We start from the raw sequence: 16,030 nt of genomic DNA, 5'->3' as shown, positions 1-16,030 counted from the left end.
GCCGCGCAGGAGGGAACATCAGGCGCTGGCGGCCTCTTTGCGACCGGTCGAATCCTGTGCGGCAGCGGCGCTGTCTTCCAGGCTGCGGCCACGGGTTTCCGGCAGGCACACGGCGGCGATCACGGCCACGCCGTAGGCGATGCCTGCGTCGATGCCAATGGCGGAACCCAGCGACATCGACTCACTCATGTGGCCGACCAGGAACGGGAATACCGAGGACAGCACGCGACCGAAGTTGTAGCAGAAGCCCACTCCGGCACCGCGCACATCGGCCGGGTACAGTTCGTTGAACAGCGCGCCGAGGCTGGCCGGAATGCCGGCGGCAAAGAAGCCCAGCGGGAAGCCCAGGAACAGCATCTGGGTGTTGGTCAACGGCAGGAACACGTAGCACTGCACGGTGATCACGCAGCACAGGGCAAACAGCACGATGTTCATGCGGCGGCCGATGCGGTCGATCAAAAAGCCGCTGGCCACGCAACCGCACCAGAACGCGAAAATGATGACGGCCAGGTACCCGCCGGAGTTGAGCACCGACAGGTTGCGTTCGGTCTTGAGGAACGTGGGCAGCCAGGTCATCACCGCGTGATAACCGCCGTGTGCGCCCAGTCCCAACAGGCCGCCGAGCAGCGTGACGCGAAGCAGTTCAGGGCGGAAAATGCCTGCCAGCGATTTGAAGAAGTTCTGCGGGATGGCGTTGGTTTTCTGCAGGCGCTGGAAGCTGTCCGGCTCCTCGACATTGCGACGCACCCAGATGATCAGCAGCGACGGCAGCAGGCCGACCAGAAACATCACTCGCCACGCCATGTCTTGCGGCACGAACGAGTAGATCAGGGTGAACACGCCCACCGCCAGGCCCCAACCTACGGCCCAGGCGCTCTGCACGGTGCCCATGACCTTGCCGCGGTATTTGGGGTTGATGGTTTCGGCCATCAGCACCGCGCCCGCCGCCCATTCGCCGCCGATGCCGAAGCCCTGCAGCGCCTTGACGATCAACAGCGAGTGGAAGCCGGTGACGAACGCCGAGAGAAAGGTGAAGAACGAGAACCAGAGGATCGTCCACTGCAGGGTGCGCACGCGACCGTAACGGTCCGACAGCGTGCCGCCGACCCAGCCGCCCAGCGCCGAGGTGATCAGCGTCACGCCGCTGATCAGTCCCGCATCACCTTTGCTCAGGGCGAACGCAGCGATCAGCGCGGGGATGGCGAGGCCGAACATTTGAACTTCAAGGGCGTCCAGCGACCATCCGCCGAAACAGGCCCAGAACGTCTTGCGCTCCCGAGGAGTGACTTGGCGATACCAGTTGAACATGGTTCTTGTCCTTATACGTTGTGATGCGGCAGTTGTTGTGGAGCCTGCTCTGGGTGGCAGGTTGGCTTGAAAGCATGAGCCGCTCGCTGCCCTGCGGGATTGAGCTGGCTCACTCCCGCAGGGCAGCGGTCGACGGTAAAGGGTGTGTCGGGTTATCTGATATCGACGCTGTAACGAAAATGGCTGGCGTGCCCGCGAGAGCGGCGCCATTCCAGAGGCTCACCGGCGTAGTTGCGGGCCAGACGCTCGATCACCACCACCGGGCTGCCGGCCGGCACCTGCAACAGGCGCCCGTGCACATCATTGACGGCCTCGGCGGTGAGGCTCTCTTCGGCGTACGCCACGACCTGACCGCAGAGTTCTTCGTAAATGGGATACAGCAGCGGGCCATGCTGACTCAGATCGGTTTCCAGCAACGTCTGGAACTGCACCTGCGGCAACCAGATCTCTTCGGCCAATACCGGTTGCGCATCGAGCAGACGCAGGCGGATCATGCGAATCACCGGGGCGTCCAGCGACAGGCCAAGGGCCTGAGAAACCGCGGACGGCGCGCTCATCGGCTCGATGGACAGAATGCGGCTCTCCGGCACCTGACGCTCACCGGCCAGCCCCTGAAAGCGGAAGAAGCGAAACAGTGAAGATTGAAACTGCGGCCGACGAATGAACGTGCCTCGGCCCTGTTGGCGTTCCAGGATATGCTCGTTGACCAGCATGTCGATGGCTTTGCGCACAGTGCCGGTGGACAGGCAATATTCGCTGGACAAGGCAGCTTCGGTGGGGATGGCTTCACCCGGGCGCCAGCGGTTGTTGGCGATCTGCTCAGCCAGTTGATCGCGCAGGCGTTGGTAAAGCGGCAGGCGGACATCACTCGAAAGACGGTTCATGGAGGCGCTTCGCTCTTGTATTTATCTAGTCATCTATATGAATCTGCGCGAAGTATTGTCCCGTTACAAATGATCGTCAAGGGTGAAACCGGGCATTGGCAGATGAGCGGCGGTTCGCGCACTCAGGGCGGCCCATCCTTGACAGCTGATAGCTCGGCGACATTCAGGAATGGCAGACGGCGCCCTGCCGATAACAGGACGCCCCGCGTCCATGCCGCCGACAGCACTCAGCGATTGGCGACCTTACGCTCTTCAACCGCGCCGACGATGTGCTCGACCACGTACTCCGCATCCCGCGCCACGCCTGAGAAACGCCCCGATCCCCAGGTGTACAGCCACGGCAGCCCGAGGAAATACAGACCCGGCTGCGTGGTCACGCCGCGCACATGGCCCGGATGACCACGGCCATTGAACACCGGCGCCTCGACCCAGGTGAAATCCGGCGTGAAGCCGATGCACCAGATGATGCTGGTGATGCCCTGCTCGGCCAGATTCAAGGTGTGGCGTTCCTGCTCAGGTGTCCACACCGGCTCATAGCGTCCGCCTTCCGGCGCGTCGATGCCTTGCTCGGCGATGTATTTGTCGATGGAGCCGTTGATCCGGTTATAGACGGCATCGGCGCTGTCCAGGCTCTCGCGCAGGTTGCCCGAGAATTGCAATGTCTCGCCGTGCAGATCATTCAGTCGGCCGAACAACTCCATGCCTTCCAGGGCGAACTTGCGCAGATCGATGTCGCGGCCACCATCACGCCCGGTGACGTAATGGTTGGTGTTGTCGCGCACGCCTTCGCGCAACGGATGGGTGTCGACGCCGATCTGGTAGTAGCCCATCTGCGCCAGCCAGTCGACCACATCCTTGCCACGGTAGAAGCGCGCGCAGCGCGGGGCGTCGCCCACGGCCAGGTACACCTTGCGTCCGGCCAGGTGCAGATCCTCGGCGATCTGCGCCCCCGACTGCCCCGACCCCACCACCAGAACGTTGCCCTCTGGCAGGGCCTGCGGATTGCGGTACTGCTCGGAATGAATCTGCGTGATGCCGGCGGGGAGCCGCTCGGCCAGACGCGGAATGATCGGCGTGTGATAGCCGCCGGAAGCACAGATCACCTGATCGGCCGTGAATTCGCCTTGAGATGTATGCACCTCAAAACCACCCGCCGCCCGCGGCACCACCCGCTTGACGGCAACGCCTTCTCGCACCGGCGCGTTGACGGCGTTGACGAAGCCGGCGAGGTAATCATTGATTTCGTCCTTCTTCATGAACCCGTGAGGGTCCTTGCCACCATGCTCTTCGCTGTAGCGATACCCCGGCAGCGCACACTGCCAGTTGGGCGTCACCAGACTGAATGCATCCCAGCGCTGATTGCGCCAGGTGTGGGTCAGGCTGTGTTTTTCCAGCACCAGATGGTCCACGCCCTGCTGCTGCAGGTAGTAGCTGGCGGACAACCCGGCCTGCCCGCCACCAACGATGATCACACTGTGGTGAGGAATTTTGAGGGGAGTGATTGAGCTGGGCATGGTCGGGGTCTCCGGGAGATGCACTGTGTAGGGCAAACATCGATGGAATGGCGAGGGCTTCATACGCAGGCTGAGCAAAGCGCCCGTACGTACAAGGCCCGGTTCAGATCAAAAATGCCGAGTGAAAGGCAGACTAAAAAGAACTCCAGCCCGCACCGGTTAACCGGCCGCCGCCTTCGGTACGCATGCTCAGGATCTGCACTGGCCCGTCTTCCTGATAATGAGCCTGCCCTTTGAGCATGCTGAGGGTGTCCATTGCCGAACTGCAGTAGAACCCCTTGACCTGCTTCACCCGCTCGGAAGCGTTGTTCAGGCCGCCTTCGATCCGGGCGAGAAAGTCGGCCAGCGGATAACTGGCGCCTTCCTGCAAGTGTTCGTAGATCACAGTCGATGGCGAATAGCCGGCGGCTTCTTTGCCGTTAGGCCAGCGAATCTTGAAATTGACGGCGGGCATGTCAGTGCTCCTGGGTAGCGGACAAGGGTGAGAGGTCGAGATCGGCATAGCCGAATCCGGTGAACGGCTGTTGCTTGAGGTCCCAGAACGTACGGCGCTGCAGGCCATGCTGAACGCTGAGCTCGGCCGTGTCGGTGACATGACCGATGCGCTCGCAGCGCAGCCCTTCAAAGGCGAACGCGGCCTGCACGTTCGGCCAGTCGACCTCATCCAGCGTCATGAGAAAGCCGTAGCTGGGAAACACCTGCAGCCAGCGCGCCCAGTCGAAAGCCAAGCCGGCATCCGACGGGCATGGCAACTGCAGCAGGTCGATATCGCCGCCGCAGCCGGTGGTTTCCAGCAGCATCAGCAGGCTGCCGAGCACGCCGGCATTGCTGATGTCCTTGGCCGCATGCAGCAGCTGTGCTTCTGCCAGGCGCGGCAGCACTTCGAGCTTGCTGCGCAGGCGCTCGGCGGGAACGCCTTCGAAGGCTTTCCAGTACGTGCTGTCGGCGTGCCAATAGCCTTCGAGGTCCACCGCCATGGCGATGACCTGACCGGGCCTGACATGAAAGGTCGAGAGCAGCTTGCTGGCGACACCGGTGATCGCCACCGCCAGCGCCGACGGATTGCCGTGCGCAAGGCTGGTGTGGCCGCCGGCAAGCATCAGGCCGTAGGCTTGGCACGCCGCGCGGATACCGGCGAGGATCTCCTGCGCTCCGGTGTCGTCGTGGTGCCAGTACGCGTTCACCACCGCTGTCGCGCGACCGCCCATGGCAGTGATGTCGCTGACATTGGCCATCACCGCCGACCAGCCGGCGAACCAGGGTGCCGCCTTGACGAAGTCCGGCAACATGCCCTCGATCGCCAGCAACTGGAAGTGGTCGCCGCAGGCAATCGCTGCAGTGTCGTCACCCGGCAGCGCATAGAGCTCGGCCCGTGAAAGGGTTTTCGGCGTCGCTCCCAGAACAGCGGCCGGCTGCTGGATTGCCTGTTTGGACAGCATCGCCGGGGTGCTGCGCAGCGTCTGCAACAGCGCAGTCAAATCCAATGAGTCAGCCATGGCGAGTCACCCTCAAGGCGCGCAGCGAAACCTGACGCGGCATCAGCGGATAGCTCGCCAGATCCGCCTGCATCAGGCAGTGGGGCTGGCCGAGCAACTGCAGATGGTCGAGTGTCTGCCATTGCAGCGCCTGGAAATACCCTTCGTTGGGCGCCTGTACGGTGGCGCGGAATACCTGGCAACCGAGCTCTTTGGCCCGCGACACGGCTTCATTGACCAGCGCCTTGCCGATCATGCTGTGCCGGCGATAAGGCTGGGCCACGCACAGCCGCCCGCCGAACCAGAGGCCGGGTTCGGGCTGGTAGATGCGAACCGCGCCCACCACTTGATCGGCCATGCCGCAACTGCCGGCCAGCGCGACAATGGCAATGGCCTGGAAGTCGTGGCTGTCCTTGTCCTGCGGCAGCAGTTGTTGCTCATCGGAAAACACCGAGCGACGCAGGGCGAAGTACGCCTGCTTTTCCCAGTTTTCGGTCGCAGGCTTGACGACCAGTTCGCCAGCCCGAAAAGGCTCGAACGTGCTGTCGACGAGGGCAAAGGCCAGGTTTTGCATGATCCGTCTCCCAGATTCAAATGTCTCAAGTACGGGCCCGTTCCTGTGCACGCGAGCGTGCTGGCGAAAGCTTCAGAGCCTTCAATAGGAGGCCCACTGGACAAACCCGTTCGCGAGCAGGCTCACCTGTTATCAGGCGTGGCGACGTTCTATTCGTGATTCTTCAGCGCCGAGCACGCACCGCATTTGGCACAGCCCGCGTTGATATTTTCCGAGTGCAGACCGTGCCGACGCAGGCTCTCGCCGATCTGCGGGTACAGGCGCGCCATCATCGCGCTGTCGGGTTTCGGGTGATGGGCCAGCGGCGTCCCGTCGATGGGCACGAATGGCACCACGAACGGGTAAACGCCCAACGCGCTGAGGCGCTCGCTCATCTCGGTGATCGCCGCTTCACTGTCGCCCAGCCCGGCCAGAATGTAGGTGCTGACCTGGCCGCGCCCAAACACGTTGACGGCGGCTTCGAACGCTTCGAAATAGCGGCTCAGCGGCACCTCCGCCTTGCCCGGCATGATGCGCTGGCGCACTTCATCGGTGACCGCTTCCAGGTGCATGCCCAGCGACACCACGCCGCTGTCCTGCAAGCGCTGGAACCAGATGTCATCGTCCGGCGGCTCACACTGCGCCTGGATCGGCAGGTCGACCGCGGCGGTCACGGCGGCGGCTGATTCACACAGGATCGCCGCGCCGCGATCGGGCGTCTGCGGTGTGCCCGTGGTCATGACCATGTGTTTGACGCCGTCGAGCTGCACGGCCGCCTTCGCCACTTCGGCCAGTTGCTGCGGGCGCTTGCGGGCGATGGTCTTGCCCGCCGCCAGTGACTGGCCGATGGCGCAGAACTGACACGAGGTGCTGCGATCGTTGAAGCGGATGCAGTGTTGCAGCACGGTGGTCGCCAGCACATCGGCGCTGTGCAAGGTGGCGATCTTCCAGTAGGGAATGCCGTCGGCGGTGCTCAGCCCATAGAAGTTCGGCACGCCGGGCATCTTCACCTGACCGACCTGCAACCCTTCGCGGAAGATCAGCGCCAGGCTGCCGTCCTCGCTCGGTTGAGCCTGATACGGCGAGCTCTGCGAGGCCTGATTGAGGATCGGCACCATCATGGTCCGATCGCCGAAGGTCAGCGCCTTGTGGTCCGAGGGGCCAGCGCCGCCCTGCCGGGAAAGGCCGTTCTGCGCTGCTGGCCAGCGCACGCCATGGCATTGCAGTTCGGCGAGCAATTCATTGGTCTGCATGGTCGAGCTCCTCGCGTGCAGGGATCATCGGGTGGGCCGCGCGTTCATGGAGCCTGGCGGTGGGTGTGCGGTCGATGAGCAGGCTGAGCAGTTCGGGGCGGCTGTAATGACCGACCGAGTCCATCATGCGTTTGCGTTTGTCGATCAACTTCAGGTCCAGGTCGGCGATCACCCAGCCCTCGCCCGTTCTCAAGGGCTCGCCGAGCAATCTGCCTTCCGGCGAGACGATGGCGGTAAAGCAGCCGCCGGAAATCGGCCCCGGCGCACAGCCCGTGTCCTGCATGATCTGGCCCTGTTGATCGGCATCCAGCCACGCCGTGGCGTTGACCACGAAACAGCCGGATTCGAGTGCGTGATGGCGGATGGTGACTTCGATCTGCTCGGCAAAAATGTCGCCGACCAGAGAGCCGGGAAACATCGCCACGTGAATCTGCTCGCCGTCGGCCATCAGGGCATAACGCGCCAGCGGGTTGTAATGCTCCCAGCAGGCCAGCGAGCCGATGCGACCCACCGCGCTGTCGACGGCGCGCAGTCCGGAGCCGTCGCCTTGCCCCCAGACCATCCGCTCGTGATAGGTCGGGGTGATCTTGCGGCGGTGTTGAATCAGCGTGCCGTCGGCGTCGAACAGCAATTGCGCGTTGTAAATCGTCCCGCCGTCGCGCTCGTTCACACCGATCGACGCGACGATGCCCGCTTCCCGGCACGCTTCGCCGATCTGGCGGGTGACATCGGAAGGCACGGTGACCGATTGTTCCAGCAGTTGCAGGTGTTCCTTGCCCATCGCGAATGGCGGCTGAACGAAGGAGAAATAGGGGTAGTACGGCACCACGGTTTCCGGGAATACCGCGAACTGCACACCCTCGCGCCCCAGCGCCAGCAACGTGCTGCACAGTTTGTCGACAGTGGCTTGGCGAGAGTAAAGCACGGGGCTGAACTGAACGGCGGCGGCGCGGATGATGGTCATGGGGTTGTCCTGTTGTTTCGTTAAAAGTGCTGGAGGCCACTTCGTTCAGCGCGGTGGCGGACCTCTTCGCGAGCACGCTCGCTTCCACCGGGATTTGCAGCGATTCGGGAATCAATTCCTTGATCGTTCCCACGGTCCCCGTGGGAACGCCGTTGCAGGCGCTCCGCGCCAACTCAGAGGACGCAGAGCGTCCAGAGACCCGTTCCCACGCAGAGCATGGGAACGATCACCGGGAAGTCAGGCCGTCCAGGTATCGATGATCATTGCGCCCTCGCGGCGCATCAGCAGACGCAGGTCCATGACGTCCAGCGGGTTGATCGGACGAATGCCTTCGATCAGGGCTTTTTCGGTCTGGCCGTACAGTGCCTGCAAGGCGAAGCGGCAGGCGTAGACTTCGCCACCTTCGGCCATGAACGCCTTGATCTGGTTGTTCACGGCCAGATGGCCTGGGAACGCTTCGGCACCCAGCGTCGGGAAGCCACGTTGCACACCCAGTTGCACGCCAGGTCCGTAGAGCAGCACTTTGGTTTCGAAACCCTTACGCAGCAGGCGCTTGGCCTGAAGCATGTTGACCAGGCCAATCGACCCTTCGAACGCGATGGTATGGAAGGTCAGCAGGGCTTTTTCGCCCGGCTCGGCTTTGACATCCTCGAAGACCTTCTCTTCGTAATTGACCAGAAAGTCGCCATCTTGATAGTGGTTGATGTCTACGCTTGGCATGTCGTCGCTCCGTTGGTTCAGGTGTTTTCGGTGTCGGGTCGATCACCGGGTGACACAAGGACCAGAGCGAACGCCGTGCCAGAAAATAAATGGATGTGCAGCGTAGGCGTAACTGCCTGATATTCCTCAAAATCGCCATCTGATCCGGTATTCCGGGGCGTTTCTGATGCTTTCAGGAAATTACGCATTCCCGTAGAAATACGATTATTCGTAATCGCAAATCACGAGATTTCGTAATGAACGAGCCCGATTCGCTGATCGGCTGGGCCGACCTCGCTTATTCGTCGCGGCACATGGTCTTCGAGCACTGTGCCGAGGCCATCGCCCTCCTCGACCCGTTCTCCGACCATTTCGGCGATCTCAACATCGCCGCCTGCAAGCTGCTGGGCTATCCCCGCCAGGAATTGCTGGCGCTGCCGGTGAGCAAGCTGTTCGGTCACCAGTTGGCGGATCTCATCGTCTTCACCCAGGCCGTGATGGACAAAGGCCGGGGCTGGACCGACGATTTGAGTTGCAACATCAAGACCGGCGAGCGCATCGAACTGGAAATGTCGGCCACCACCCTGCAGATCAAAGGCAGCCCGCAACTGATCCTGGTCATGCGCGAGGCCAGTCGGCAGAAGTATCAGCAGGATCAGGCGCACACCGAACGCACCATGCGCGGCGGGCTGATCGAATGGCGCAACATTCTCAATCTGTTTCAGGAATCGGAGCGCGATAACCAGTTGCTGCTCAGCTCGGTGGGCGATGGCATCTATGCGATCGACAGCGATGGCCTGGCCACCTTCGTCAACCCGGCCGGCGCGCGCATGCTTGGCTGGGCGCCCAAAGACATGCTTGGCAAGAACATCCACCGCATCCATCATCACAGCCATGAGGACGGCAGCCATTACCCGGTCGAGGAATGCCCGATCTACAAGGCGGTGCATGACGGCGTGGTGCATGAAGGCCGTCAGGAAGTGTTCTGGCGGCGCGACGGCAGCTGCTTTCCGGTGGAATTCACCAGCACGCCGGTGATCTCCGACGGGCGCATCGCCGGGGCCGTCGTGGTGTTTCGAGACATCACTGAACGGCGCACCACCGAGAGCCAGTTGCAGACCGCGCTGGAAGAGCTGAAGGTGCTCAAGCACCGGCTCGAAGAGCAGAACGCCTACCTGCAGGAAGAAATCCACATCGAGCACAATTTCCGCGAAATCGTCGGTCAGAGTGCGCCAATCCTGAAGATCATCAAACAGATCGATGTGGTCGCGCCCACCGATGCCAGCGTGCTGATCAACGGTGAGTCCGGGACCGGCAAGGAGCTGATCGCCCGCGCGATACACCAGGCCAGTCGGCGCAGCGCGCATCCGCTGATCCGGGTGAACTGCGCGGCGATTCCGACCGAGTTGTTCGAGAGCGAATTCTTCGGGCATATCCGCGGAGCCTTTACCGGCGCGGTGCGCGACCGGGTCGGCCGTTTCGAACTCGCCGACGGCGGCACGCTGTTTCTCGATGAGATCGGCGAAATTCCGCTGGAGCTGCAAAGCAAACTGCTGCGGGTCCTGCAGGAGGGTCAGTTCGAACGGGTCGGCGAGGAGCGCACGCGCAAAGTGGATGTGCGGATCATCGCCGCCACTAACCGCGATCTGCGCCAGGAAGTCGCGGCGAAACATTTTCGCGAGGATCTGTACTTTCGCCTCAACGTGTTTCCGATCCAGTCACCCGCCCTGCGTGACCGCCCGATGGACATAGCGCCGCTGGCCGCGCACTTCCTCAAGCAGGTCGGCAAACGTCTGAACATGCCAGGGCGGCGCCTGCGCAACAGCGATATCGAACGGCTGCAGAACTACTCCTGGCCCGGCAATATTCGTGAGTTGCAGAACGTGATCGAGCGCGCGCTGATCACCTCAACCGGCGCGGACTTGAACCTGGACCTGCCGGACGAGCCGAAAACCCTGGATAACCGCTCCAACGGGACACTGCCCCAACAGGGCTTTCTCACCGAAAGCAAGATGCGCGAGCTGGAGCGCAACAACATGCACGCAGCGCTCAAGGCAGCGCAGGGCAAGCTGTTCGGAAAGGGCGGCGCGGCAGAACTGCTGGGGGTCAAACCCACGACCTTGGCGTCCCGGCTGAAGCGGCTGGACATTGAGATGGAGTGATGCTCATGAGCGGCCTGGCAGCGCATTCATTCGCGAGAAGCCGAGCTGCGTTCCTCTGGCCTAACCAGCTCTCTGCTTTTCCATCGCGAATCCGATGGATGTGAGCGTGCCCGGGAACCGGCCGGAAGGCTCCGCTTAGCCTTCGCTTTCGCGAACATGCTCGGTCGAGCCGATCAAGTCGGGGAGATGGTCGCCAGCACACCGATCATCAGGGTCAACGCCAGAAAACCAACCAGAAAAATTGCGAGCTTGGCCATGGGGCCTCCTACACGAAGTTTGCGGTACAGAAGAATTCGAGCCGGGTGCAGCGTTCCGGTCAGGCTCGAAGAGATGGCCGGGATTGAGCTCATTGTCGGGCGCGCATCTGTTTCAGTACAGATTCAGCTATCAGTAAAAAATACGGATCAGATGAGCGCCGGGCAGCTGTCGGCGTGTTTGAATCAGCGTTGAAACGCGCTTGCACGTAGCCATTGCGCCCTCGCCGCCCACGGCGACTCAGCGGATTGACGGCCACCCGCGGCCCAGAGCATTGGCGCCCGTATCCGCGGCCTGGCATGAAGGAAATACTTCAACAAAAAAGCTGAAACGGTTGGAATTTCCGTCAGCGGTGACGCTCGAATAGAAGACCATGGCCTTTTGCCGTTACGCCGGCCGCAGTGGGTACAACGTTCCAGCACATCATTCACTTCTCTGACGCATTCGGTCAGTGCACAAGGACCAGGTTATGCAAAACAGCGAAATCACCCCGACATTGCTTCACGCCATGTTGAAGAATCAAAGCGCCCTCACCGATGCCCTGCAGGGCATCGCCAACTGGATCGAAGATCAGAACGGTTCGGTGGTTGCCTTTTCAGTCAGAGAGTCACTGCGTTCGATCGAAGAGAACCGCAAAATCATCGGCACATGTATCAGCCAGCTGATGAACCCGAACTGACACTTCACCTCGGAAAGCCCGACCTTTTCGACAGAACCTGATCGACTCGTGACCCATGAAAAAGCCCGGTCAGCGGCGCGCCGATGCAATGGCGGCCGATGACCAGGCTTGAGTCCTCCTAGCCGTGTCAGTGGAGATCGAAGCGGTCCAGATTCATCACTTTCGTCCACACCGAAACGAAGTCTTTGACGAATTTGTCTTGCGCGTCTGCACTGGCGTATACCTCGGCGATGGCGCGCAGTTGAGCGTGAGAGCCAAACACCAGATCCACTCGGGTGCCGGTCCACTTGACCTCGCCGGTCTTGCGGTCCCGAGCCTCGAACGTGTCATGGGCGTCTGAGGTCGCTTTCCACTCAACGGCCATGTCCAGCAGGTTTTTGAAGAAGTCGTTGGTCAAGGCCCCGGTACGGTCGGTCAACACCCCTTGCCTGCTCTGCCCAACATTGATGTCGAGCACCCGCAACCCACCCAGCAGCACGGTCATTTCGGGCGCGGTCAGCGTCAGCAACTGCGCCTTGTCGACAAGCAGTTTTTCCGCCGACACGGTGTATTGCCCTTTCAGGTAGTTGCGGAAGCCGTCAGCGATCGGTTCCAGAAAACCGAACGACTCCACGTCGGTCTGCTCCTGCGACGCGTCCATGCGCCCTGGCGTGAAGGGCACCGTGACAGCGTGACCGGCATTTTTAGCCGCCTGCTCGACCCCCGCACTCCCCGCCAGCACGATCAGGTCCGCCAGAGAGACTTTCTTGCCGCCCGACGCACTGTTGAACTCACGCTGAATGCCCTCGAGCACGCCCAGCACTTTAGCCAGTTGCTCGGGCTGGTTGGCCGGCCAGTCTTTCTGCGGCGCCAGGCGCAGCCGCCCGCCATTGGCGCCACCGCGCTTGTCGGAGCCGCGGAAGGTCGAAGCGGCCGCCCACGCCGTGGACACCAGTTGTGAGACCGAAAGCCCGGCGGCGAGGATTTTGCTTTTCAGCGCGGCGACATCGTTGTCGTCCACCACGGCATGATCACGCTCAGGAATCGGGTCCTGCCAGAGCAATTCTTCGGCCGGCATTTCCGGGCCGAGGTAGCGCGCCAGCGGCCCCATGTCGCGGTGCGTCAGCTTGAACCAGGCGCGAGCAAAGGCGTCGGTGAGCTGCTCCGGATTGTCGCGAAAGCGACGGGCAATCGGCTCGTAGACCGGATCGAAGCGCAGCGCCAGATCGGACGTCAGCATGCGTGGTTCCTGCCGTTTGGCAGGATCATGGGCATGAGGAATCTGCCCGGCACCGGCGCCGTCCTTCGGCTTCCACTGATGCGCCCCGGCCGGACTTTTGGTCAGCTCCCAGTCGAAGGCGAACAGGTTTTCCAGGTACTCGTTGCTCCACTGGGTGGGTGTTGACGTCCAGGTCACTTCCAGGCCGCTGGTGATGGTGTCGGCCCCCTTGCCGGTGCCAAACGAATTGCGCCAGCCAAGCCCCTGTTCTTCGAGCCCGGCCGCTTCCGGCTCCGGACCGACGTTGTCGGCAGGGCCTGCGCCGTGGGTCTTGCCGAAGGCGTGACCACCGGCGATCAATGCGACGGTCTCCTCGTCATTCATTGCCATGCGGCCAAAGGTCTCGCGGATGTCTTTGGCGGACTCGACCGGATCAGGAACGCCTTCCGGGCCTTCGGGGTTGACGTAGATCAGCCCCATCTGCACGGCGGCAAGCGGATTTTCCAGGTTTCGCGGTCCGGACAGGGTGCGGCTTGCTTCTTCGCCATGCTTCTGCGGCTCGGCAACCAGATCGCCATGTCCGGGCTGTTCCATGTCCTTGTGCGCGCCGTACCGGTCCTCGCCGCCGAGCCAGGTGGTTTCCGCGCCCCAGTAAACGTCTTCGTCCGGTTCCCACACATCGGGGCGTCCGCCGGAATATCCGAATGTTTTGAAGCCCATGGATTCCAGCGCGACATTGCCCGTGAGGACGATCAGATCGGCCCAGGAGATCTTGCGCCCGTATTTCTGCTTGACCGGCCAGATCAGCCGCCGCGCCTTGTCCAGGCTCACGTTGTCGGGCCAGCTGTTGAGGGGGGCGAACCGCTGCTGCCCCGCTCCCGCGCCGCCGCGCCCGTCCCCTGTGCGGTAGGTGCCTGCACTGTGCCAGGCCATGCGCACGAACAGCGGGCCATAGTGCCCGAAGTCCGCCGGCCACCAGTCCTGGGAACGGGTCATGACCTCGCGCAGATCCTGTTTCACTGCCTCGAAGTCCAGACTCTTGAACTCTTTGGCGTAGTCAAATGCCTCGTCCATGGGGTCGGACAAGGACGAATGCTGATGAAGAATTTTAAGGTTCAACTGATTCGGCCACCAGTCACGGTTCGTGGTGCCACCGCCGGCCGCGTGATTGAAAGGGCATTTCGATTCTGTTGCCATGATGGGTCTACCTTTGGTCGTGTTCACCTGGCGCCCGCCGCTGTGCAGCCAGGACGACCATGGGTGAACTCAGTAGCAGAGAGTGCGGGCCAGCCGGCACATCATCCGGGCAGGCCGGTCATGAAGCACAGCGGATCAACGAAATAAATCGTTGAAACCCGGTTTCACGACGGCAGCAAGCTTGAGCTCATTCTTATCTCCTTATCAGGTTCCAACCGGTCGGACTTCGGCCGACGCAGCATAAGACTAGACGCCTTCGGCCAGACTTCTAATAGCCAGAGCATTGAGCGGTGATAGAGGGAGTCTTTCAGCAAACGCAAGTCAGAGCCGGACGCTGTGCCAGACGCGTCATGACCGGTTTTCGGTCACTCTGCTAATCTGCACCGCCGACCTTCATGCAGGCTGCGCCAATGATCAAGATCCGCACCATGACCCTGGACGACTACGACAAGGTCATCGACCTCATGCGCCAGACGCCGGGCATCTCCCTGCGCGATGCGGATTCACGCGAGGCAACGATGCGATATCTGCAGCGAAATCCCGGCATGAGCTTCGTTGCCGAGGCCGAATCGGGCCTCTGCGGCTGCGTCATGTGCGGGCACGATGGCCGACGCGGGTATTTGCAGCACCTGTTGGTGCTCCCGCAGTTTCGGCGTCAGGGCATCGGCGATGCACTGGTCAGGCGTTGCCTGGCCAGCCTGGAAGAACAGGGCGTGCATAAATGCCACCTCGATGTGCTGAAGACCAACGAGTCCGCCGCTCGCCACTGGCATAACCGGGGCTGGCAACTGAGGCGCGACATCGACCGGTATTCGTTCACCCGCCCAGGCAACGAAAACGCCTGAACGGCGTATGGCCGGGCCTGGGTGCCCGTCCCCTACTGCGCAGCCGCCGCGGGCTGGCGTCTGCCGTACACCAGCAGGCCACTGATGAAAATCAGGCCGATGCCGAACACCGAGCTGGCGACCGGGTAATTGCCGAACAGCAGGATGCCGTAGATCGTCGCAAAGATGATCTGCAGGTAACCCAGCGGCGCCAGCACCGACGAAGACGCAAACCGGTAGGACTGCGCCATCAGGAAGTGCGCGCACAGGCCGAGCCCGCCCAGCACCAGCAACAGTCCCACTTGCAGCCAGTCGGGATGCGCCCAGTAAAACGGCACGATGACGCTCAGGATCAGCGTGCTGAACACACCCACGTAAAAACTGCACACCGAAGGGCTGTCGGTCTCACTGGCCAGTTGGGTGAGCAGTTGGTACAACGCGAAAAACAGCGCCGTGGCCAGCGGAAACAGCATCCACAGCGTAAACGAATCGCTGGCCGGATTGATGATCACCAGCACGCCGATGAACCCGAGCACCACCGACAGCCATTGCAAACGGTCAGCCTTGATGCCGAAGAAAAACGGCGACAGGATCGTGACGAAGGCCGGCGCGAGAAACACCAGCGCGGTGGATTCGGCGATCGGGACGTGGGTCAGGCCGAACAGAAAAGTCAGGCTGTCGGCCAGCAGACAGACCGCCCGGAGCAAATGCAGCCATGGCCTTCGGGTGTGGAACACCTTTTCGCCCTTGCTGCGCAGAATCACCGTGGTCACCAGCGCCGAATGCACCAGGTAACGCGCCCAGGCCACGAAGATCACCGGGAGCGAGAAGATCAGCGTCTTGGAAATGGCGTCATGACTGGCAAACACCAGCGCCACGCCGGCCATTAACCACATGCCGATGACGTGACGGTGGGAACGGTGATCGAAAGTCATTTCAGCGCCTGATGGTCGAAGGAGTGCCGAATACACACTGTAGGGTCTGGTACGTCAAGGGCTCGCTGGCGCAGATGCAGCAGGCGTGAACACTAATGCAGCCTATCTCCCGCCTGGCAGGCCCGACGAG

15 protein-coding genes are annotated in these 16,030 nt (G+C 62.0%); 3 read left to right on the top strand and 12 right to left on the bottom strand.

The window, feature by feature from the left end:
• Positions 1-18: 18 nt before the first annotated feature.
• The 9 genes from BMZ10_RS22560 to BMZ10_RS22520 all read right to left on the bottom strand — a co-directional run bounded on the left by BMZ10_RS22560 (position 19) and on the right by BMZ10_RS22520 (position 8,671).
• Positions 19-1,308, bottom strand: coding sequence for an MFS transporter (locus BMZ10_RS22560; RefSeq protein WP_093467417.1), 1,290 nt, complete (start codon positions 1,306-1,308; stop codon positions 19-21).
• 152 nt (positions 1,309-1,460) lie between these two features.
• Entirely contained in the window at positions 1,461-2,192 is a 732-nt protein-coding gene (locus BMZ10_RS22555) for a GntR family transcriptional regulator (RefSeq protein ID WP_093467414.1), read from the bottom strand.
• Positions 2,193-2,419: 227 nt separating this feature from the next.
• Positions 2,420-3,706, bottom strand: coding sequence for an MSMEG_0569 family flavin-dependent oxidoreductase (locus tag BMZ10_RS22550; protein ID WP_093467411.1), 1,287 nt, complete (start codon positions 3,704-3,706; stop codon positions 2,420-2,422).
• A 133-nt stretch (positions 3,707-3,839) separates the two neighbouring features.
• Positions 3,840-4,160: an MSMEG_0570 family nitrogen starvation response protein gene (locus tag BMZ10_RS22545; RefSeq protein WP_093467408.1), complete on the bottom strand. Its 321-nt coding sequence runs from the start codon at positions 4,158-4,160 to the stop codon at positions 3,840-3,842.
• Between the two features lies 1 nt (position 4,161).
• Positions 4,162-5,202 (bottom strand): sll0787 family AIR synthase-like protein, encoded by a 1,041-nt coding sequence (locus tag BMZ10_RS22540; RefSeq protein WP_093467405.1) that lies wholly within the window; start codon positions 5,200-5,202, stop codon positions 4,162-4,164.
• Positions 5,195-5,755 carry an MSMEG_0567/Sll0786 family nitrogen starvation N-acetyltransferase gene (locus BMZ10_RS22535; protein WP_093467402.1) on the bottom strand — a complete coding sequence of 187 codons (561 nt, stop codon included), beginning with the start codon at positions 5,753-5,755 and terminating at the stop codon, positions 5,195-5,197. The genes BMZ10_RS22540 and BMZ10_RS22535 overlap by 8 nt, the downstream gene beginning before the upstream one ends.
• A 149-nt stretch (positions 5,756-5,904) precedes the next feature.
• Positions 5,905-6,987 carry an MSMEG_0568 family radical SAM protein gene (locus tag BMZ10_RS22530; protein ID WP_093467399.1) on the bottom strand — a complete coding sequence of 361 codons (1,083 nt, stop codon included), beginning with the start codon at positions 6,985-6,987 and terminating at the stop codon, positions 5,905-5,907.
• Complete coding sequence (locus BMZ10_RS22525) at positions 6,974-7,951, bottom strand: Nit6803 family nitrilase (RefSeq protein WP_093467396.1); 978 nt, start codon at positions 7,949-7,951, stop codon at positions 6,974-6,976. The genes BMZ10_RS22530 and BMZ10_RS22525 overlap by 14 nt, the downstream gene beginning before the upstream one ends.
• A gap of 237 nt (positions 7,952-8,188) precedes the next feature.
• Positions 8,189-8,671: an MSMEG_0572/Sll0783 family nitrogen starvation response protein gene (locus tag BMZ10_RS22520; RefSeq protein ID WP_062387355.1), complete on the bottom strand. Its 483-nt coding sequence runs from the start codon at positions 8,669-8,671 to the stop codon at positions 8,189-8,191.
• Positions 8,672-8,907: 236 nt separating this feature from the next.
• Between BMZ10_RS22520 and BMZ10_RS22515 the strand changes: the two genes are divergently transcribed.
• On the top strand, positions 8,908-10,812 hold the full coding sequence (locus BMZ10_RS22515; protein ID WP_093467393.1) for a sigma 54-interacting transcriptional regulator: 1,905 nt from the start codon (positions 8,908-8,910) through the stop codon (positions 10,810-10,812).
• Positions 10,813-10,985: 173 nt separating this feature from the next.
• Here BMZ10_RS22515 and BMZ10_RS27780 read toward each other — a convergent pair whose 3' ends face one another.
• Positions 10,986-11,162, bottom strand: a complete 177-nt coding sequence (locus BMZ10_RS27780) for a hypothetical protein (protein ID WP_177182183.1) — start codon at positions 11,160-11,162, stop codon at positions 10,986-10,988.
• Between the two features lie 374 nt (positions 11,163-11,536).
• Between BMZ10_RS27780 and BMZ10_RS22510 the strand changes: the two genes are divergently transcribed.
• Positions 11,537-11,746, top strand: coding sequence for a hypothetical protein (locus BMZ10_RS22510; protein WP_093467390.1), 210 nt, complete (start codon positions 11,537-11,539; stop codon positions 11,744-11,746).
• Positions 11,747-11,873: 127 nt separating this feature from the next.
• Here BMZ10_RS22510 and katG read toward each other — a convergent pair whose 3' ends face one another.
• Positions 11,874-14,141, bottom strand: a complete 2,268-nt coding sequence (gene katG / locus BMZ10_RS22505) for a catalase/peroxidase HPI (protein WP_093467387.1) — start codon at positions 14,139-14,141, stop codon at positions 11,874-11,876.
• 410 nt (positions 14,142-14,551) lie between these two features.
• On the opposite strand from katG, the gene BMZ10_RS22500 reads away from it, so the two are divergent.
• A complete protein-coding gene (locus BMZ10_RS22500) occupies positions 14,552-14,986 on the top strand; it encodes a GNAT family N-acetyltransferase (RefSeq protein WP_093467384.1) in 435 nt (144 codons plus the stop codon).
• 32 nt (positions 14,987-15,018) lie between these two features.
• On the opposite strand, the gene BMZ10_RS22495 is transcribed toward BMZ10_RS22500, so the two are convergent.
• The gene (locus BMZ10_RS22495; RefSeq protein WP_093467381.1) at positions 15,019-15,900 is read right to left on the bottom strand and encodes a DMT family transporter; all 882 of its coding nucleotides are present in this window, start codon (positions 15,898-15,900) and stop codon (positions 15,019-15,021) included.
• Between the last annotated feature and the right edge of the window lie 130 nt (positions 15,901-16,030).

This window comes from Pseudomonas sp. NFR16 (genome assembly GCF_900108875.1).
Lineage (GTDB): Bacteria > Pseudomonadota > Gammaproteobacteria > Pseudomonadales > Pseudomonadaceae > Aquipseudomonas.
This window is presented reverse-complemented; position numbering and strand designations above follow the sequence as displayed.

Coding starts and splice junctions, on each gene's coding strand:
- BMZ10_RS22560 (WP_093467417.1), bottom strand. CDS start 1,308: ATGTTCAACTGGTATCGCCAAGTCACTCCTCGGGAGCGCAAGACGTTC.
- BMZ10_RS22555 (WP_093467414.1), bottom strand. CDS start 2,192: ATGAACCGTCTTTCGAGTGATGTCCGCCTGCCGCTTTACCAACGCCTG.
- BMZ10_RS22550 (WP_093467411.1), bottom strand. CDS start 3,706: ATGCCCAGCTCAATCACTCCCCTCAAAATTCCTCACCACAGTGTGATC.
- BMZ10_RS22545 (WP_093467408.1), bottom strand. CDS start 4,160: ATGCCCGCCGTCAATTTCAAGATTCGCTGGCCTAACGGCAAAGAAGCC.
- BMZ10_RS22540 (WP_093467405.1), bottom strand. CDS start 5,202: ATGGCTGACTCATTGGATTTGACTGCGCTGTTGCAGACGCTGCGCAGC.
- BMZ10_RS22535 (WP_093467402.1), bottom strand. CDS start 5,755: ATGCAAAACCTGGCCTTTGCCCTCGTCGACAGCACGTTCGAGCCTTTT.
- BMZ10_RS22530 (WP_093467399.1), bottom strand. CDS start 6,987: ATGCAGACCAATGAATTGCTCGCCGAACTGCAATGCCATGGCGTGCGC.
- BMZ10_RS22525 (WP_093467396.1), bottom strand. CDS start 7,951: ATGACCATCATCCGCGCCGCCGCCGTTCAGTTCAGCCCCGTGCTTTAC.
- BMZ10_RS22520 (WP_062387355.1), bottom strand. CDS start 8,671: ATGCCAAGCGTAGACATCAACCACTATCAAGATGGCGACTTTCTGGTC.
- BMZ10_RS22515 (WP_093467393.1), top strand. CDS start 8,908: ATGAACGAGCCCGATTCGCTGATCGGCTGGGCCGACCTCGCTTATTCG.
- BMZ10_RS27780 (WP_177182183.1), bottom strand. CDS start 11,162: ATGAGCTCAATCCCGGCCATCTCTTCGAGCCTGACCGGAACGCTGCAC.
- BMZ10_RS22510 (WP_093467390.1), top strand. CDS start 11,537: ATGCAAAACAGCGAAATCACCCCGACATTGCTTCACGCCATGTTGAAG.
- katG (WP_093467387.1), bottom strand. CDS start 14,141: ATGGCAACAGAATCGAAATGCCCTTTCAATCACGCGGCCGGCGGTGGC.
- BMZ10_RS22500 (WP_093467384.1), top strand. CDS start 14,552: ATGATCAAGATCCGCACCATGACCCTGGACGACTACGACAAGGTCATC.
- BMZ10_RS22495 (WP_093467381.1), bottom strand. CDS start 15,900: ATGACTTTCGATCACCGTTCCCACCGTCACGTCATCGGCATGTGGTTA.